This window comes from Neoroseomonas soli, assembly GCF_018129065.1.
Lineage (GTDB): Bacteria > Pseudomonadota > Alphaproteobacteria > Acetobacterales > Acetobacteraceae > Neoroseomonas > Neoroseomonas soli.
The window spans coordinates 26331-44230 of the sequence record NZ_JAAEDM010000038.1; the positions used below are offsets into that span (position 1 = coordinate 26331).

The window sequence follows — 17900 nt, forward strand, 5'->3', positions numbered from 1 at the left end:
CACACCTTCCTTCCCCGCCGAACCCGGCTGGGAACCGCCCATGAACCTCGAGGAGAGGTTCAAGGCGGCTTTCATACCGCCGCGCCTGCAACTGCGCTGGCTGGTCGCGCGGGAGCGCGCGCGGGGGGAGCGCGAACTCGCCCTCGTGCCGCGCCTGGCGCGGCGTGACCGGGTTTCCCTCGATATCGGCGCCAATCGCGGCGTCTGGTCCGAGGTCATGCGCCGCCATTCCGCCGCCGTGCATGCCTTCGAGCCGAATCCGAAGATGTTCCGCGAACTGGCCCGCGCCGCCGGGCCGGGCGTGACGGTGCACCGCATCGCGCTGTCGGACCGCAGCGGCACGGCGGAGCTCCTCGTTCCCCGCGGCACGCGGGGATATTCGAACCAGGGCGCTTCCCTCAGCGCCGGCAAGATCGGGGCGGCGGAGCATCGTGCCGTCACGGTTGAGGCGCGACGGCTCGACGATCTCGACCTCGGCGAGATCGGCTTCATCAAGATCGACGTCGAGGGGCACGAACTCGCGGTGATCGAGGGCGCGCGGGAGACGCTGCGCCGCTGCCGCCCCAACCTGATCGTCGAGATCCAGGAAGTCCACGCCGGCCGCCCGATCGGCGAGGCGCTGGCCGCCGTCTGCGCCCATGGCTACGCCGCCTTCGCGCTGGACGGGGGCGAATTGCGGCCGGTGGCTGAGATCGACCTGCCCGCCCGCCACGGCCCGGGCATCCCGCGGGACCGCTACCTCTTCAACTGGGTGTTCCTGCCCGCCTGACGGCGGCCCGTGTATGGTTCGAAGCCGCAATATCCTGCCTCGCGGCGTCGCCCCATGCCAGGGTGGCCGGCACGACCGCGCGGAGGACGCCATGGCCGTTTCCTCGACCTTCGTTGCCACCGACGGGGACGCCTACGAACAGCAGATGGGGCGCTGGAGCCGCCTGCTCGCCGAGCCGTTCCTCGATTTCGTCGGGCCGGTCGGGGCGGGGCGCGTACTCGACCTCGGCTGCGGCACCGGCAGCCTTGCCTTGGCCCTCGCCGCGCGCGCGCCGGCCTGCCGGATCTTCGGGGTGGATTTCTCCCCGGCCTATGTCGAGCACGCGCGCCGCCGTACGGCGGATCCGCGCCTCGACTTCCAGGTCGGGGATGCCTGCGCCATCCCTTTCGCGGCGGCGAGCTTCGACCACGTCCTCTCGCTGCTGATGCTGCATTTCGTGCCGCGCACCTCGGACGCCGTCGCCGAGATGAGGCGCGTCGCCCGCCCGGGCGCGGTGGTCGCCGCTTCCGTCTGGGATGCCCGTGGCGGTTTCGTCGCGCAGCGCATCGTCCTCGATACGGCGGCGGCGATGGACCCGAAGGCCGACGCCCTGCGCGCCCAGAACTGCACCCGGCCGATGACGCGCCCCGGCGAACTCGCCGCGGCCTGGCGAGTCGCGGGCCTCGCCGACATCCATGAGACCGCGCTGACCATCCGCATGGACTACGCGGATTTCGACGATTTCTGGGCCCCCTATCTCGGCGGGCAGGGGCCTGCGGCGGGCTATGTCGGCGGGCTGGAGGCGGAGGCGCGGGACCGGCTGCGCGGCGCCGTCCGCCGGGCCTATCTCGACGGCGAGCCCGACGGTCCCCGGTCCTATGCCGCCACGGCCTGGGCGGTGAGAGGCGTCGCGCCGGGCTGACCGCCCCGCCGCGGCGGTTGACAAGCGCCGGCCCGGGCCGCATCCCGCGCGGCCATATCGAACGAAACAGCACGGAAACGCGCGAACATGGCTTTCGCCTTCGTCTTCCCCGGCCAGGGCAGCCAGGCCGTCGGCATGGGCCGCGACCTGGCGGACGCCTTCCCCGCCGCCCGGCACGTCTTCCAGGAAGTGGACGACGCGCTGTCCCAGAAGCTCAGCAAGCTCATGTGGGAAGGCCCGCAGGAGGAACTGACGCTCACCGCCAATACCCAGCCGGCCCTGATGGCCCATTCGCTGGCCGTCATCCGCGCGCTGGAATCCGAGGGCAGCTTCCGCCTCGCCGAGAAGGTCGCCCTCGTGGCGGGCCATTCGCTGGGTGAGTACAGCGCCCTGACGGCCGCCGGCGCCTTCGACGTCGCCACCGCCGCCCGCCTGCTGCGCCTGCGCGGCGAGGCGATGCAGAAGGCGACCCCGCCCGGCACCGGCGCGATGGCCGCCCTGCTCGGCGCCGAGCTGGACCAGGCCAAGGCCATCTGCGCCAAGGCCGCGACCGACCCCGAGACCGGCAAGGCCGAGGTGGTGGAAACCGCCAACGACAATGGCGGCGGCCAGGTGGTGATCTCCGGCGCCAAGGCCGCCGTCGAGCGCGCCATCGAGATCGCCAAGGCGGACGGCGTGAAGCGCGCCATGCTGCTGCCGGTTTCCGCCCCCTTCCACTGCGCCCTGATGGCCCCGGCGGCTGACGCGATGGCAGAGGCGCTGGCCAAGGCCGACCTCCGCGCCCCGGTGGTGCCGGTGGTGGCCAACGTCACCGCTGCCAAGGCGACGGACCCGGTCGCGATCCGCGACCTGCTGGTCAAGCAGGTGACCGGCACGGTGCGCTGGCGCGAATGCGTCGCCGCCATGGCGGCCATGGGCTGCGACCGCTTCGTCGAGGTCGGCGCCGGCAAGGTGCTGACCGGGCTGATGAAGCGCAACGCGCCCGAGGCCACCGCCCTGTCCATCGGCACCGCTGCCGATGTCGAATCCTTCCTGAAGTCCCTCTGAGGAGACGCGAGCCATGTTCGACCTGACCGGCAAGACCGCGCTCGTCACGGGTGCGACAGGTGGCATCGGGGAAGCCATCGCCAAGGCGCTGCACGCGCAGGGCGCGACCGTCGCCATCACGGGCCGGCGCGAGGCGGAACTTGCCCGCGTGGCGGAAGCCCTCGGCGGCGCGCGCGTGATCGTCGCGCCCGCCGACCTCACGGACCCGGAGGCGCCGGCGGCGCTGGTGGAGAAGATCGAGGGCGAGGCCGGCGGCCTCGACATCCTGGTCAACAATGCCGGCTTCACGCGCGACATGCTGGCGCTGCGCATGGGCGACGCCGACTGGAACGCGGTGCTGGAAGTGGACCTGACCGCGCCCTTCCGCCTGGCGCGCGCGGCGCTGCGCGGGATGATGAAGAAGCGCCATGGGCGCATCGTCTCCATCGCCTCGATCGTCGGCGTCACCGGCAATGCGGGGCAGGCGAACTACGCCGCGGCCAAGGCCGGGCTGATCGGCATGTCGAAGTCGCTGGCGCAGGAAGTCGCGACGCGCGGCGTGACGGTGAACGTGGTCGCACCCGGCTTCGTGAAGACGGCGATGACCGATGCGCTGAACGAACAGCAGAAGACCACGCTGCTCTCCCGCATCCCGACGCAGCGCATGGGCACGCCGGAGGATATCGCGGCGGCGGTGGTCTACCTGTCCTCGACGGAGGCCGGCTGGGTCACGGGCCAGACCATCCATGTGAATGGCGGCATGGCGATGATCTGACGGGCCGGCCGGCCGCCCGCTTGTTGCTGATGCAGGGCGCGGCCGCGACGGGGATCGGCACGGCATATCCCCGTGACAGGGGTGTTTCGCGCAGTGCCGGCCCTTCCCGCGCCGGTCCGGCAGCGCGGCCCCAATTGCTTGCGGAGCCACGAGGTCGAAGGCCGGCGGCAGGGCGCTGCCCGCCCTGCCGGCACGGTCGCGCTCCGTCGCCGGAGCGATTTCCACAAGAGTCGAAACCGCTCCAGCCATATTTGAGCGGGCATCGTCACGCAGACAGCTGATTCCAGCCGCATGCGATCTGCTCTAGCCTCTCGCCCAACGCGGCACGCACGCCGCGACGAGGGGAGAGAAGCGCATGATCACACGGCGGAGCCTCGCGCTCGCGACGGCGGGCCTGTCACTCGCGGCGACCGCACGGGCCCAGGGCGCCTGGCCGGAGAAGCCCGTCCGCCTGATCATCGGCTACCCGGCCGGCGGGCCCACGGATTTCGGCGGCCGCCTGCTGCAGGATCCCCTCTCACGTCTCTGGGGCCAGCCCATCGTCATCGAGAACCGCCCCGGTGCCAGCCAGGTGATCGCAAGCGAGGCCGTCGCGCGCTCGCCGGCCGATGGCTACACGATCTTCCTCGCGGCCAGCACCCATGCCAGCAACGCGGCGGTCTATGCGCGGCTGCCCTATGACACGGTCAACGACTTCACGCCGATCGTGAACATCTATGCCTCGCCGACCGTGCTCTTCGTCGGGCGGGACTCGCCCTACCGCAGCGCCGCGGAACTGGTGGCGGCGGCGAAGCGGGACCCTGGCGGCATGGCCTTCGCCTCCTCGGGCAACGGTTCCTCCGGCCACTTCGCGCTGGAGATGTTCCGCCGCAGGGCCGGCATCGAGGTGACGCACGTCGCCTTCCGCGGCGCCGCGCCCGCCTTGCAGGAGGTGATGGCGGGCCGCGTGCCCGCGACCTTCAGCACGCTCTCGGGCGCCATCGGGCTCGCCCGCGACGGCGGCCTGCGCCCGCTCGCCGTCGGCGGGCCGAACCGCGTCGAGGTGCTGCCCGGCGTGCCGACCCTCGAGGAAGCGGGCCTCGGCATTCCCGACACCAGCCCCTGGTACGGCTTCATCGGCCCCAAGGGGCTGCCGCGCCCGGTGGTGGACCGGATCGCGAGCGACGTGCTCGGCCTGCTCAGGGACATGTCGATCGCCCGGCGCATCGCGGAAGCGGGCGGGATCGTGATCGCCGAGGAGCCGGAGGCCTTCGAGGCGCGCATCCGCCGCGAACTCGCCGAGAACGCGGTCATCGCGCGAGAGGCCGGCATCCGCGTCGAGTAGCGCCCCGCGCACGGGATTGACCGCGCGCGCCCGCTCTGGGACCGTTCCTGCGACCACAAGGCGGCGCCCCGCGCAGAGCGCCCCGAGGTCTGGAGGAAACAACATGTCCATCCGTTCCGGCGCCTTCGCGCTGTTCGTGGCGCTCGGCCTGGTTCCGGCCGTCGCATCCGCCCAGCAGGTCTCGGACGACATCGTCCGCGTTGGCGTGCTGACCGACATGACCGGGCCCTACGCGGATTTCGCCGGCCCGGGTTCGGTCGTCGCCGCGCGGCTGGCGGTGGAGGACCACGGCGGCCGCGCGCTCGGCCGGACGGTCGAGGTCGTATTCTCCGACCACCAGAACCGCCCCGATGTCGGCGCCGCCACGGCGCGTCGCTGGATCGACACCGAGCGCGTGGACATGATCATCGACATGCCGAACTCGGCGGTCGCGCTCGCCGTGCAGCAGATCGGGCGGGAGCGGAACCGCGTCATCATCAATACCTCCGCCGCGTCGACGGAACTGACGGGGCGACAGTGCTCCCCGGTCGGCTTCCACTGGGTGTCGGACAGCTTCGCGCTGTCCACCGGCACCACGCGCGCGGTGATGGAGCAGGGTGGGCGGTCCTGGTTCCTCCTGACGGTGGACTACGAGGGCGGCTACGCGCTCGAACGCGCATCCGAGGCCGCGGTGCGCGCCGGGGGCGGCACCGTGGCGGGGCGGGTGCGGCATCCGCTCAACGCGCCGGACTTCTCCTCCTTCCTGCTGCAGGCGCAGGCGTCGCGCGCACAGGTGGTGGCGCTGTCCAACGCCGGCACCGACACCATCAACGCCATCAAGCAGGCCGGCGAATTCGGCCTGACGCGACGCGGCCAGCGCCTGGTCGGCATGTTCGTCAACATCACCGACATCCGCGCCCTCGGCCTCGCGACGGCGCAGGGCGTGGTGGCGACCGAGGCCTGGTACTGGGACCAGAACGACGACACCCGCGCCTTTGCGCGCCGCTTCGCCGAACGCCACCGCGGCGCCATGCCGACGCAGTACCAGGCGGGCATCTATTCCGCGGTGCGCCACTACCTGCGCGCCATCGATGCCGCGGGCACGGATGATGGTCCGGCCGTGGCGGCCAAGATGCGCGAACTGCCGGTCAACGACATGTTCACCCGCAACGGTCGCGTGCGGGAGGACGGGCGCCACGTCCACGACATGTTCCTGGTCGAGGCCAAGCGCCCCGAGGATTCGCGCGGCGAGTGGGACCTCTACCGCATCCTCGCCACCATCCCGGCCGAGCAGGCCTTCCGCCCGCTCGCCGAGGGCGGCTGCCCGCTGGTGCGCCAGTGAGCGCGAATGTCCTGACGGTCGGCTTCGTCGGCCTCGGCGCGATGGGTGGGCCGATGGTCGAGCGGCTGATCGCCGCCGGGCATCGCCTGCTGGTGCATGACGTCAACCAGGCCGCGCTGGCGCAGGTGGTGGCGCTGGGCGCGACCGCCATGCCCTCGCCGTCGGCGGTGGCCGATGCCGCGCCGGTCGTCTTCGTCAGCCTGCCGACGCCGGATGTGGTGCGGCAGGTGGCGCTGGGTGCCGGCGGGTTGGTCGAGGGCGCGGCGATGCGGATCTACGCCGACCTTTCGACCACCGGCGCCCGCGTGGCGCAGGAGGTGGCGGCGGGGCTGTCCGCCAATGGCGTCGCGGTGCTGGATGCGCCGGTTTCCGGCGGCGTGGCGGGGGCGAAGGCGGGGACGCTGTCGGTCATGGCCTCCGGCGACCGCGCGGCCTTCGAGCAGGTGCGCAGCCTGCTCGAGACCATCGGCCGCAACACCATCCATGTCGGGGACGGGGTGGGGCAGGGGCAGACGCTCAAGCTGGTCAACAACCTGATCGCCGCCACGGTCTGGGCGGCGACGGCCGAGGCGATGGTGATGGGTGCCAAGGCCGGGCTCGACCCCGCGGTGATGCATTCCGTGGTGGCCAAGAGCAGCGGCCGGTCCTTCTCCACCGAGGTCTTCATGCCCAAGGCGGTGCTGGAACGGACCTTCGACTTCGGCTTCCGGCTGGAACTGATGCGCAAGGACGTGCGCCTCGCCCTGGCGGAGGCGGAGGCCCTCGGCACCACCATGCTGACCTGCACCACGGCCAAGCAGCTCTACGACCACGCGCTGGCCCATGGCGGGGAGGGGCAGGACGTCACCGCCCTGATCCGGCTGCTGGAATCCTGGGGCGGGGCGGAGGTTTCGGCGAAGTAGCCCGCCCGGCGCCGGCTCTCCGCGAGTCGGCGCCGGACCCCGCCTGCTTCAAGGTGTTGTGTGCCGATGGTTGCTGCGCCTACCACAAATGGTAGAAACGCCGACCACGACAGCAGGGATGGGGCAGCAACATGGCTGACGGAATCGCGACCGACGAATTGCCGGTGAAGTTCGACCTTCTCACCGCCAACCCGGTCTACAAGCCGTTCCGCTACCCCTGGGCCTATGACGCCTGGCTGACCCAGCAGCGCATCCACTGGCTGCCGGAGGAAGTCCCGCTCGCGGACGACGTGAAGGACTGGCAGAAGACCCTGACCGAGGCCGAGCGGAACCTGCTGACGCAGATCTTCCGCTTCTTCACCCAGGCCGATGTCGAGGTGAACAACTGCTACATGAAGCACTATTCCCAGGTGTTCAAGCCGACGGAAGTGCTGATGATGCTGTCCGCCTTCTCGAACATCGAGACAGTTCATATTGCCGCTTATTCCCACCTTCTCGACACGGTGGGCATGCCGGAAGCGGAGTACACGGCCTTCCTCAAGTACAAGGAGATGAAGGACAAGTACGACTACATGCATAACTTCACGGTGGAGAACAAGACGGAGATCGCCAAGACCCTGGCGGCCTTCGGTGCCTTCACCGAGGGGCTGCAGCTCTTCGCCTCCTTCGCGATCCTCATGAACTTCCCGCGCTTCAACAAGATGAAGGGGATGGGCCAGATCATCTCCTGGTCGGTGCGCGACGAGACGCTGCACTGCCTGTCCGTCATCCGCCTCTTCCGCACCTTCGTGCAGGAGAACCCGGAGATCTGGACGGAGGAGCTGCGCCGCGACCTCTATCTGATCTGCGCGACCATCGTGGACCACGAGGACGCCTTCATCGACCTCGCCTTCGAACTGGGCGGCGTGCAGGGCCTGGATGCGGCGCAGACCAAGCAGTACATCCGCTTCATCGCCGACCGCCGGCTGCAGCAGCTTGGCCTCGAGCCGATCTACCACATCGAGAAGAACCCGCTGCCCTGGCTCGACGAGATGCTGAACGCGGTCGAGCACACCAACTTCTTCGAGAACCGCGCGACGGAGTATTCCAAGGCCAGCACCGCCGGCACCTGGGAAGAAGCCTTCGCGGATTCCGTCTTCTCCTCCCCCCAGCCGGAAGGCGCGATCGAGGGCGTGCGTCACTGATGGTCAGGCGGGGCGCCCTTGCGCGCCCCGCGCCGCACGGCCTATCTGCGCTGCATCATGCTTCGCACCGTTCGCCTTCTCGCCCTGGCCTTCCTCGTTCTGCTCGCGGGCGCCTGGGGGCTCGCCTGGTTCGGCCGCGAGCCCGGCGAGTCGATCGCGGATGCCTTCCTGCGCCGCATCGCCGCCATCACCGGCACGGAGATGCCCGCGCCGTCGGCCGGCGGCATCCAGCTTGCCCAGGGCGTTTCGCTCGGCGGGCCCTTCGCCCTGGTCGACCATACCGGCCGCACCGTGACCGAGCGCGACTACGCCGGCCGGCTGATGCTGATCTATTTCGGCTATACCTATTGCCCGGACGTCTGCCCGACCGAGCTCGGCACCATGGCCGCCGCGCTCGATGCCATGGGCGCGGCTGGCGAGCGTGTGACGCCGGTCTTCATCACCGTCGATCCGGAACGCGACACCCAGGCCGGCATGGCCGACTACGTCTCCCGCTTCCATCCGCGCTTGGTGGGGCTGAGGGGCAGCGCCGAGCAGACCGCGCAGGTCGCGCGCGCCTTCCGCGTCTATTACGCGAAGGTGCAGCCGCGCGACACAACCGAGTACCTGATGGATCACTCGTCGTTCATCTACCTGGTCGGGCCGGACGGCCGGGTGCGCAGCCTGTTCCGCCCCGAGACCCCGCCCGAGTCCATCGCCGCCGCGGTGGCCGCACAGCTTCGCGCCCTGTGAGACACGGGGTTCCGCAATACAGGCGCGGCTTGTATGTTCGCGCCGCCGGAATCGTTAAACCGTCAAAAGTACGGCCGGGCGCAGCGGCGGAGGGCCTGAATGACTGAGGACGACAACGAGGGAGGCGGTGCTCCGGAAGCCGGCCGCGGTGCCGCGCCGGCGCCTCGGCATACGCGCCGCCTGTCGGACAAGATCCTCATCGCCTTCCATCACGCCTGCGACCAGGCGGATTTCGAGGTGGCGGAGGAACTGCTCCGTATCCTCGAGATGATGCTGACCCGCCGTCCGGCCTCGCCCGACGCCAACCGGCGCAAGAACCTCGAGAGCCTGGTGGCGGCGCATGAGCGGCTCTGGCTGCTGCGCCACCCCGAGGTGAAGGACCAGTAGGTCCGGGAACAGATCCCGATCAGGTGGAATCACCTGATTGGGTGACGATGCTCGCAAGGCGGTGGACTGAAGCGATTTCCCTGAGCGGGGCGAACGGAAGCCGCGCTACGCCGTCGTCTCCAGCGCGGCGGCGTGGCGCAGCACCGCCTCCGCGGCCGGGGTGAAGGTGCCGTCTTCCGCGTGCAGCGCCATCGGCGGCAGCAGCCGCGCCGGCCCGCGGCCACCCTTGCGGCCGCGCAGCAGGACGCGCTTCGCCGCCTCGCCGGCGCGCGGCGCAAGCGGCAGCATCACCAACGACCCGCAGCCCGCCGACCGCAGCGCGGCGACCCCGGCATCGAATCGCGCGGCGGGCAGCACCAGGTTCGCCGTGCCGCCCGTGCTCAGCGCCGCGGCGAGGAACCGCGCCCAGGCATCGAGTCCCGCGCCGTGCTCATGCGTCGCCGCGCGCCGCACCGCGCCCGGCGGCGGCGTGCCACCCGGCCAATAGGGCGGGTTGGCGAAGGCGTGGTCGCAGGGGCCGAGCGCACGCGCCAGCGCCGCATCCGCGACATCGCCCTCCGTTATCTCCGCCGCGACGCCGTTGGACGCCGCGTTCTCCCGGGCCAGCGCGGCCATGGCCGGTTCCCGCTCGACCGCGACGACCGCCACCCCCGGCACGCGCGCCGCGAGGCACAGGAAGGCCGCGCCGCTGCCGCAGCCGGCCTCCAGCACACGCTGCCCCGGCCGCACCGGCACGAAGGCGGCCAGCAGCAGCGCATCCAGCCCGGCGCGGAATCCCTTCACCGGCTGGCGCAGCCGCACCCGGCCGCCGAGCAGCAGATCCTCGGTCGTATCGCTCACGCCGTCGCCTCGCCGGCCTCCGTCAGCACGGCGCGTGCGCGCTGCTCGTCGTCGGTCGCCACCGCCAGGCGTCGCGGAAAGGCGCCGATCCCGCCTTCGACCGCGCTGATATGGGCGTCGAGCACGACGCTCCCAATTCCCGCATCGGCGAGCAGCGCACGCAGGAAGGACAGCCGGACCGGGTCAGTGGTGGTGGCGACGATGCGCATTCCGCTAGCGAATCCCTTGTTTTTCCGGCGCTTGCCGCCCCGGCGGGCCGCCACTATGGTGCGCGCCGCATCAGGAGAAGAGCAAGGGTGAGCGCTTCCGCCACACCGCTTGTCGCCCCGCCGGCGCCGCGCGGGGAGGACGCGCTGAGCGCGTTGATATCGCTGCTGCGCGACGATATCGAGGCCTGCAACCGCCTCATCGTCCAGCACATGCAGAGCGATGTCGCGCTGATCCCGCAACTCGCGGCGCATATCGTCGCCGCCGGCGGCAAGCGGCTGCGTCCGCTGCTGACGCTCGCCGCCGCGCGGCTCTGCGGGTATCGCGGGGAGCGGCATGTCGGCCTCGCCGCCTGCGTGGAGTTCATCCACACCGCGACGCTGCTGCACGACGACGTGGTGGACGAAAGCGCGCTGCGCCGCGGCCAGGCCTCCGCTAATGCGCTGTGGGGCAACAAGGCCTCGGTGCTCGTCGGCGACTTCCTGTTCTCGCGCGCCTTCCAGTTGATGGTCGAGGACGGCTCGCTCGAGGTGCTGCGCATCCTTTCTTCCGCCTCCGTGACCATCGCGGAAGGCGAGGTGCTGCAACTCATGACGCAGAACGACACCACGACGACCGAGGACCAGTACCTCAAGGTCATCGAGGGCAAGACCGCCGCGCTCTTCGCCGCGGCGACCGAGGTGGGCGCGGTGGTGGCCGAGCAGCCGGCGGCCGCGCAGGCCGCGATGCGGGATTTCGGCATGGCGCTCGGCGTCGCCTTCCAACTGGTGGACGACGCGCTCGACTACAGCGCGGACCAGCAGGCGCTCGGCAAGACCGTGGGCGACGATTTCCGCGAGGGGAAGATCACCCTGCCGGTGCTCTTCGCCTTCGCCCGCGGGGACGAGGCCGAACGCAGCTTCTGGCGCCGCACGCTGGAAGAGCGCGAGCAGAAGGACAGCGATCTCCCCGAGGCGCTGGCACTGATGCGCAAGCATGGCGCGTTTGCCGACACCATTGCCCGGGCCCGGATCTACGGGGACCAGGCGCTGGCGGCACTCGCCGCTTTCCCGGACAACGCGGAGAAGCGGGCGCTGGCGGCGGTGGTGGATTTCGTGATCGAGCGGGCGCGGTAGGGCGCGCCGGAGAGGGGCGCCGCCCCTCTCCGGACCTCACCCCGCCAAAGGCCGAAGGGCCTTTGGAAACCGATTTCAATCGGGCTGTTCGGGGAGGCGCGTCGCGGGCGCGACCTTGATCGCGTGCGGGCCATGCCCCTCTGCGAACAGCCCGATCAATTTCCGGGTTCAAAGGGCCCTTCGGCCCTTTGCGGGAGGGGTCTCGGGGAGGGCAGGGCCCTCCCCGGCAGCGCCACGCACACCGCGGCCGCAAGCATCATCGCCGCCACCCACCACGCCTGCCACGCCCCGAAGGACAGCATCGCCGTCACGGCCGCCGAGGCCAGCGCACCCGCTGCCGCCGGCGAGCACGGCACCCGCGTCGCCGCCACGCCGAGCAGCCACGCCAGCGCCGCCGCGATCAACGCGCCCACGGCGCCGAGTTCCAGCCAGACCTGCAGCGCGCCGTTGTGCGGGTGCAGCGGCAGGATGTTGATGTGCGGCTCCGCGAACCAGCGCAGCAGCGCCGGGTCCGTCACGCGCATCCGCGCCAGGGCTTCCGGCGAGGGATTGTCCCGCCCGCCGGGCACCGTGCGGCTCGCTTCCATGCCCCAGCCGAGCAGGGGCCGCTCGGCGATCCGCTCCGCGGTGAAGTCCCAGATCAGCATGCGGTGCAGGGCGGACCCGGGAAGTCGCTCGACCGGCAGGGTCGGAATTGCAGCGACGAGCAGCGGCATGACGAGGATCGTCGCGGCGATGCCCGCGCCGAGCAGCCGTGGCACCAGGCGCGGCGCCAGCGCCGTCGCTCCGGCGACGACCAGGCCGAGAACCGCGGCGATCTTCGCCGTGTCTCCCGGCAGCGCCACCAGCACGGCGGCGCCGGCCAGCAGCAGCAGCGCGCGCGGCAGGAAGGGCCAAGGCAGGGCGACCGCGAGCGGCAGCAGCAGCGCCATCACCGAGGCCGCCGGCTTCAGCCCGAAAACGAGCGTCGCCGGCACGTCCCGCAACCCGCGCACACCGGCGCGGATGGCATTGCCGGTCAGCGCGTCGATCGCCGCCGCCGAGAGGCCGAGAACGAGGCCGATGGCGAGCGCCAGCACCAGCCGCCGCCGCGTCGCGTCGTCGATGTCCCGCACGGCAGTCGCGGCGCTGCCGGCGAGCAGCGCCATTGCGGCCATGGACAGGCCCGTGCCGATCGCCCGGCCCGGCTCGATGGCCCAGAGCGCGCTGACGGCAGCCCACAGCCCGAGCGCCGCGGCAGCCGCGACGACCGGCCCGCGCGGCCAGGGCAGGCTGCGCGTCGCGCGCAGATGCGCGATCACCGCGAAGGCGAGGGCCACCAGCCCGACCGGCGCCATGGCCTTGGACTGCAATACCACGACGAAGGGCGCGACGATCAGCGCGACCGCGAGTGGGAAGGCGGGGGAGGTGAGGGTCACGCGGGGAAAGGGGTGGCCCCGGCGCGCGCGGCGCCGGGGCCTTCGGCGGTCAGACCGCCGCGATGCTCTCGCGGCGCAGGTCCACGGCCAGCGCGTCGAGCGACTTGCCGACGCGGTCCAGCATCTCGTTCACCTCGTCCTTGGTGATGATGAGCGGCGGGGAGAAGCCCATGCTGTCGTTCATCATGGCGCGCAGGATCACGCCGTTCTCCTCGCCCAGCTTGCACAGCCGCGCGCCGGCCTTCTTCGCTGGGTCGATGGGCTTCCTGGCGGCCTTGTCGGAGGTCAGCTCGATCCCCGCGATCAGGCCCACGCCGCGCACCTCGCCCACCAGCGGATGATCGGCGAAGCGGCGGCGCATCTCCGCCTGCATATGCGCGCCGACCTCCGCCGCATGCGCGACGATGTTGGTCTCGTCGTAGATCCTCAGCGTCTCGATCGCGACGGCGGCGGCAACCGGATGGCCCGAATAGGTGAAGCCATGGCCCCAGGTGCCGACGGCGGACGAGCCCTCGGCGATGCCCTGGAACACCGTCTCGTTCACCATCACCGCCGAGATCGGCAGGTAGGAGGACGACAGCGCCTTGGCGCAGACCAGGATGTCCGGCTGGATGTTGAAGGTCTGCGCGCCCCAGTAGTTGCCGGTGCGCCCGAAGCCGCAGATCACCTCGTCCACCACGAAGAGCATGTCGTACTTCTTCAGCACGGCCTGGATCTTCTCGAAGTAGGTCTTCGGCGGGACGATCACGCCACCGGCGCCCATCACCGGCTCGGCCCAGAAGGCCGCGCATTCCTCGGCGCCACCTTCCTCGATGATGCGGGCTTCCAGTTCTTCCGCGAGGCGCGTCGCGAAGGCTTCCTCGGTCTCTCCCGGCTTGGCCTCGTGGTAGTGGTGCGGCGTGCCGACATGGCAGAAGCGGCCGCCCGCGATCGGCGCGTCGAACAGCTTGTGGTTGGCGGGCAGGCCGGTCAGCGAGGCAGCGGCGAGCGTGATGCCGTGATACGCCTTCAGCCGCGCGAAGACCTTCTTCTTCTTCGGCCGGCCGAGCGCATTGTTCATGTACCAGACCATCTTGAGGGCCGAATCATTGGCCTCGGATCCGGAATTGCCGAAGAACACCTTGCTCATCGGCGCGGGGGCGCGCTCGATCAGCATCTCGGCCAGGTCGATCATCGGCTCGTGCGACTTGGCCGTGAACGAATGGTAGAAGGGCAGCTTCCGCATCTGGTTGGTCGCGGCCTGCACCAGGCGCTCGTTGTCGAAGCCGAGCGAGGCGCACCACAGCCCGGCCAGCGCCTCGATGTATTCCTTGCCCTGCTCGTCGTAGATGCGCACGCCCTTGCCGCGGGTGATGACCAGCGGGCCGTTCTGCAGGTGCGCCTTGGCGTCGGTGTAGGGGTGCAGCACGTTCGCGATGTCGCGAGCGGCGTTGGAATTGCGCGGCGGTGTCATGCGTCTGGACCTTCCTCGGCGGGCGGAAGCGACACTCTAGGCCCGGAAGTCCTGCCGCCCAAGGGGCCGCGGTTGCCGCGCGGCCCGGCCCGCGCCACCTTTCCGGGCGAAGGAGCCCGCGCAATGACCGAACTCAAGCCGCATGCTGCCCATTGGGGCAGCTACGACGCCGTGGTGCGGGACGGCCGCGTTGTCGGCGTGCGTCCCTTCGAACGCGACCCCTTTCCCGGCAGTCTGATCGAGGCCGTGCCGGACATCGTCCACGCCCCCTGCCGGGTAGACCGGCCCTACATCCGCAAGGGCTGGCTGGAAGGCAAGCGGAAGGGCCATTTCCGTGGCGGCGATCCGTTCGTGCCGGTCTCCTGGGACCGCGCGGCGCGGCTGGTCGCGGAGGAAACGCGCCGCGTCCGCACCGAGCACGGGCCGACCTCGATCTTCGGCGGCTCCTATGGCTGGTCCTCGGCCGGGCGCTTCCATCACGCGCGTTCGCAGTTGCAGCGCTTCCTCGGCCTCGGAGGCGGCTACACCGGGCAGGTCAACGCGTATTCCTACGCGGCGGCGCAGGCGCTGCTGCCGCATATCCTCGGCACCAACGAGGTGCTGCTCGGCCGCACCACGGACTGGGCGGCGATCATCCGCTATTCGAAGGCGATGCTCTGCCTCGGCGGTTTGCCGCTGCGCAACGGCTTCGTCACCTCGGGCGGCGCCGGGCAGCACACCAACGAGATGAACATGCGCGCCGCGGCGGCGGCCGGGCTGCGCTTCATCCAGGTCTCGCCCAACCGCGGCGACGTGCCGGAATGGTGCAACGCCGAATGGATCCCGATCCGGCCGGGCACCGACACCGCGCTGCTGCTCGCCATGGCGCACGCGATCGTGACCGCGGGGCGGGAGGACTGCGACTACCTCGCCACCCGTTGCGTCGGCTGGGACAGGCTGCGCGCCTACGTCATGGGCGAGAGCGACGGCGTCGCGAAGACGCCCGAATGGGCGGAACCCATCACCACCATCCCTGCCGCGACCATCCGCCGGATCGCGATGGAACTCGCGGACCAGCCGGCGATGCTGACGGCCACCTGGTCGCTGCAGCGCGCCGACTACGGGGAACAGCCCTATTGGATGCTCGCGGCGCTCGCTGCGATGCTGGGAAAGATCGGCAAGCCGGGACAGGGCGTGGCCTATGGCTATGGCAGCGTGAACGGCATGGGCCAGCCGCGCCGCGAGGTTCCGTCCTTCTCCATGCCCGCGACGCGCAACCCGACGGCGCTCTTCATCCCCGTCGCGCGCATCACCGACATGCTCGAGAATCCCGGCGGCGGCTACGACTTCAACGGGCGGGAACAGCGCTACCCCGACACGCGCATCGTCTGGTGGGCGGGCGGCAACCCGTTCCATCACCACCAGGACCTCAACCGCATGATGCGCGCCTGGGCGAATGCCGAGACGGTCATTGTGCAGGAACAGCACTGGACCGCCGCCGCCCGCCATGCCGACATCGTGCTGCCGGCGACCACCACGCTCGAACGCAACGACATCGCGAGCAGCGGCCGCGACCGCTTCCTGCGCGCCATGCACAAGGCGATCGAACCGGTGGCGCAGGCGCGCAACGACCACGACATGCTCGCCGACATCGCCGAGGAACTCGGCTTCCGCGACCGCTTCACCGACCAGCGCAACGAAGATGCCTGGCTGCGCCACCTGTTCGAGCAGTGGCGCCAGAACTGCGCGCGCATCGGCGTCGAGACGCCGGACTTCGACAGTTTCTGGGCCAAGGGCTGGTGGGAGGCCGAGGCCCCCGCGCGCGGCGAGGAATACACCCAGTTCGCCGAATTCGCCGCCGACCCGGAGGAACACCCGCTCGACACGCCGACCGGCAAAGTGGAACTGTTCAGCGAGACCATCGCCTCCTTCGGCTATGACGACGCGCCGGGCCATCCGGTGTGGATCGCGCCGCGCGAATGGCTGGGCGCGGAGGCCGCGAAGCGCTTCCCGCTGCACCTGCTCTCCTACCAGCCGGCGACGCGGCTGCACGGGCAGCTCGACCCCGGCCGCGTCGCCGCGGCGGACAAGATCGAGGGCCGCGAACCGATCGTGCTGAACCCGGAGGACGCCGCGGAACGCGGGCTGAAGCCCGGCGACATCGTGCGCGTCTTCAACGACCGCGGTGCCTGCCTCGGTGGGCTGCGCACCGACCCGGGGCTGATGCGCGGCGTCGCCATGATGGCGACGGGCGCCTGGTTCGATCCCCTGGAACCGGGCGTGCCCGGCAGCATGTGCGTGCACGGCAATCCGAACGTGCTGACGCCGGATATCGGCACCTCGCGCCTGGGGCAGGGGCCATCGGCGCAGTCCTGCATGGTGCAGGTGGAAAAGTGGACCCGGGCGCTGCCGCCCGTCCGCGCCCACCTGCCGCCCGCGATCGAGGAGGCTTCCGAATGATGTCCCGCCGCGCGCTGCTCGCGGCCCCGGCGCTGCTCGCCGCGCCGGCCGTGGCGCAAGCGCAGTCCCTGGCCATCCGCCAGGACGACCAGGTCGCCGCCGGCTGGACCCGCGGCGTGCTGATCCGCTGGGGCGACCGCGTCACCTTCGACGCCGTCGCCTGGAACCCGGTGCAGCCAAGCGCCGACCAGGCCGCGGCGCAGTTCGGCTGGGATGCGCGCATGATCGCCGTCGTGCCGACGCCGGGTGCGGCGGACGGCATTCCCCGCGCCCTGCTGGTGGTCGGCCACCCGACCGTCGAGGCGCGCATGGCCTTCCCCGGCGGGCGCGACAATCCCGGGATCGCCGGTGCCATGCAGGGCGCGAGCCTGCTCAACCTCGAGAAGAGCAGTGGCGCCTGGAAGGTCGTCGATGGCGGCTACCAGAACCGGCGGCTGACGGCGACGACACTCTGCCGCCTCGGCGCGGAGGGCGGGCCGGCGACCGGCATCGTCGGCGTCACTGGCGGCTGCGCCACGCCCTGGGGCAGCGTGCTGCTGGCCGAGGGCGCGGCGGCCCTCTGGCGCGGCCGGCTGCCGGGGCTCGATGCCGGCACGAGCGGGCTGGTGACGGAGGTCGATCCATCCGACCCCGGATCGGTGCCGGTGAAGCGCGCGGAGCTCGGTCGCTTCGGGGCGGTGGATGCGGCCGCGGCGCTCGCCGCCGATGGGCGTGCCGTGGTCTGGCTGGTCGATGGGCGGCAGGGTGGCTTCCTCTATCGCTTCGTCTCCGACGGCACGGCCGGCGCGACGGCGCTGGATGCCGGGCGCATGACGGCGGCGCGCATCGAGGGCGGATCCCTGCGCTGGCTGCCGCTGGCCGAAGGCGATCCGCTGGCGGCTGCGCGGTCCGCCGGCGCGACGGGTTTCGACCGCCCGGCTGGCCTCGCCTTCGATGCGGCGCGGAAGCGGCTGTGCCTTGCCGTCAATGGCGGCGCCGGGCGCGTGCTGGAATTCCGCGCCGCCGCCGGCGACGCCGCCAGCGAGACCGGCGTCGCGGAGGTGCTGCTGCAGGGCCGCGAGGCACCGCCTGCCGAGCGCGGCGGGCAGGCAAGCGCAGCGCCCGCCT

Annotated in this window: 17 protein-coding genes; 13 read left to right on the forward strand and 4 right to left on the reverse strand. The window is 71.2% G+C overall.

All coding sequences use genetic code 11. The features are described from left to right. Positions 1-40: 40 nt before the first annotated feature. The 10 genes from GXW76_RS14335 (at position 41) to GXW76_RS14380 (ending at position 9321) form a co-directional block, all read left to right on the forward strand. A complete protein-coding gene (locus GXW76_RS14335; protein ID WP_211862767.1) occupies positions 41-769 on the forward strand; it encodes an FkbM family methyltransferase in 729 nt (242 codons plus the stop codon). A gap of 91 nt (positions 770-860) precedes the next feature. Next, positions 861-1670, forward strand: coding sequence for a class I SAM-dependent methyltransferase (locus tag GXW76_RS14340; RefSeq protein WP_211862768.1), 810 nt, complete (start codon positions 861-863; stop codon positions 1668-1670). Between the two features lie 87 nt (positions 1671-1757). Continuing rightward, positions 1758-2717, forward strand: a complete 960-nt coding sequence (fabD, locus tag GXW76_RS14345) for an ACP S-malonyltransferase (RefSeq protein WP_211862769.1) — start codon at positions 1758-1760, stop codon at positions 2715-2717. A gap of 13 nt (positions 2718-2730) precedes the next feature. Continuing rightward, entirely contained in the window at positions 2731-3471 is a 741-nt protein-coding gene (fabG, locus tag GXW76_RS14350; RefSeq protein WP_211862770.1) for a 3-oxoacyl-[acyl-carrier-protein] reductase, read from the forward strand. 355 nt (positions 3472-3826) lie between these two features. Beyond that, positions 3827-4795 (forward strand): Bug family tripartite tricarboxylate transporter substrate binding protein, encoded by a 969-nt coding sequence (locus GXW76_RS14355; RefSeq protein WP_211862771.1) that lies wholly within the window; start codon positions 3827-3829, stop codon positions 4793-4795. Between the two features lie 103 nt (positions 4796-4898). Next, on the forward strand, positions 4899-6116 hold the full coding sequence (locus GXW76_RS14360; protein ID WP_211862772.1) for an ABC transporter substrate-binding protein: 1218 nt from the start codon (positions 4899-4901) through the stop codon (positions 6114-6116). After that, entirely contained in the window at positions 6113-7018 is a 906-nt protein-coding gene (locus GXW76_RS14365; protein ID WP_211862773.1) for an NAD(P)-dependent oxidoreductase, read from the forward strand. Before GXW76_RS14360 ends, GXW76_RS14365 begins: the two co-directional genes overlap by 4 nt. Before the next feature lie 131 nt (positions 7019-7149). Next, complete coding sequence (locus GXW76_RS14370) at positions 7150-8202, forward strand: ribonucleotide-diphosphate reductase subunit beta (RefSeq protein ID WP_211862774.1); 1053 nt, start codon at positions 7150-7152, stop codon at positions 8200-8202. Positions 8203-8259: 57 nt separating this feature from the next. Next, a complete protein-coding gene (locus GXW76_RS14375; protein ID WP_211862775.1) occupies positions 8260-8934 on the forward strand; it encodes an SCO family protein in 675 nt (224 codons plus the stop codon). A gap of 99 nt (positions 8935-9033) precedes the next feature. After that, entirely contained in the window at positions 9034-9321 is a 288-nt protein-coding gene (locus GXW76_RS14380) for a hypothetical protein (protein ID WP_211862776.1), read from the forward strand. 105 nt (positions 9322-9426) lie between these two features. Here the strand turns inward: GXW76_RS14380 and GXW76_RS14385 are convergent, their stop codons facing one another. Beyond that, entirely contained in the window at positions 9427-10161 is a 735-nt protein-coding gene (locus GXW76_RS14385) for a tRNA1(Val) (adenine(37)-N6)-methyltransferase (protein ID WP_211862777.1), read from the reverse strand. Then, positions 10158-10370 carry a putative signal transducing protein gene (locus GXW76_RS14390; RefSeq protein ID WP_211862778.1) on the reverse strand — a complete coding sequence of 71 codons (213 nt, stop codon included), beginning with the start codon at positions 10368-10370 and terminating at the stop codon, positions 10158-10160. The genes GXW76_RS14385 and GXW76_RS14390 overlap by 4 nt, the downstream gene beginning before the upstream one ends. A gap of 87 nt (positions 10371-10457) precedes the next feature. On the opposite strand from GXW76_RS14390, the gene GXW76_RS14395 reads away from it, so the two are divergent. After that, positions 10458-11483: a polyprenyl synthetase family protein gene (locus GXW76_RS14395; protein ID WP_338150965.1), complete on the forward strand. Its 1026-nt coding sequence runs from the start codon at positions 10458-10460 to the stop codon at positions 11481-11483. A gap of 155 nt (positions 11484-11638) precedes the next feature. Here the strand turns inward: GXW76_RS14395 and GXW76_RS26160 are convergent, their stop codons facing one another. Beyond that, entirely contained in the window at positions 11639-12901 is a 1263-nt protein-coding gene (locus GXW76_RS26160; RefSeq protein ID WP_211862780.1) for an O-antigen ligase family protein, read from the reverse strand. A 49-nt stretch (positions 12902-12950) separates the two neighbouring features. Further along, positions 12951-14354 carry an aspartate aminotransferase family protein gene (locus GXW76_RS14405; RefSeq protein WP_211862781.1) on the reverse strand — a complete coding sequence of 468 codons (1404 nt, stop codon included), beginning with the start codon at positions 14352-14354 and terminating at the stop codon, positions 12951-12953. 123 nt (positions 14355-14477) lie between these two features. Between GXW76_RS14405 and GXW76_RS14410 the strand changes: the two genes are divergently transcribed. After that, on the forward strand, positions 14478-16793 hold the full coding sequence (locus GXW76_RS14410; protein WP_211862782.1) for a molybdopterin-dependent oxidoreductase: 2316 nt from the start codon (positions 14478-14480) through the stop codon (positions 16791-16793). Next, positions 16790-17900, forward strand: a 1111-nt coding sequence (locus GXW76_RS14415) for an alkaline phosphatase PhoX (RefSeq protein WP_211862783.1), incomplete at its 3' end; no start/stop codon positions are given. The genes GXW76_RS14410 and GXW76_RS14415, both read left to right, overlap by 4 nt.

Excerpts from the sequence above, each read along its gene's own strand:
- GXW76_RS14355 (WP_211862771.1), top strand. The coding sequence starts at position 3,827 with ATGATCACACGGCGGAGCCTCGCGCTCGCGACGGCGGGCCTGTCACTC.
- GXW76_RS14405 (WP_211862781.1), bottom strand. The coding sequence starts at position 14,354 with ATGACACCGCCGCGCAATTCCAACGCCGCTCGCGACATCGCGAACGTG.
- GXW76_RS14410 (WP_211862782.1), top strand. The coding sequence starts at position 14,478 with ATGACCGAACTCAAGCCGCATGCTGCCCATTGGGGCAGCTACGACGCC.
- GXW76_RS14390 (WP_211862778.1), bottom strand. The coding sequence starts at position 10,370 with ATGCGCATCGTCGCCACCACCACTGACCCGGTCCGGCTGTCCTTCCTG.
- GXW76_RS14370 (WP_211862774.1), top strand. The coding sequence starts at position 7,150 with ATGGCTGACGGAATCGCGACCGACGAATTGCCGGTGAAGTTCGACCTT.
- fabG (WP_211862770.1), top strand. The coding sequence starts at position 2,731 with ATGTTCGACCTGACCGGCAAGACCGCGCTCGTCACGGGTGCGACAGGT.
- GXW76_RS14360 (WP_211862772.1), top strand. The coding sequence starts at position 4,899 with ATGTCCATCCGTTCCGGCGCCTTCGCGCTGTTCGTGGCGCTCGGCCTG.
- fabD (WP_211862769.1), top strand. The coding sequence starts at position 1,758 with ATGGCTTTCGCCTTCGTCTTCCCCGGCCAGGGCAGCCAGGCCGTCGGC.
- GXW76_RS14340 (WP_211862768.1), top strand. The coding sequence starts at position 861 with ATGGCCGTTTCCTCGACCTTCGTTGCCACCGACGGGGACGCCTACGAA.
- GXW76_RS14380 (WP_211862776.1), top strand. The coding sequence starts at position 9,034 with ATGACTGAGGACGACAACGAGGGAGGCGGTGCTCCGGAAGCCGGCCGC.
- GXW76_RS14375 (WP_211862775.1), top strand. The coding sequence starts at position 8,260 with ATGCTTCGCACCGTTCGCCTTCTCGCCCTGGCCTTCCTCGTTCTGCTC.
- GXW76_RS14335 (WP_211862767.1), top strand. The coding sequence starts at position 41 with ATGAACCTCGAGGAGAGGTTCAAGGCGGCTTTCATACCGCCGCGCCTG.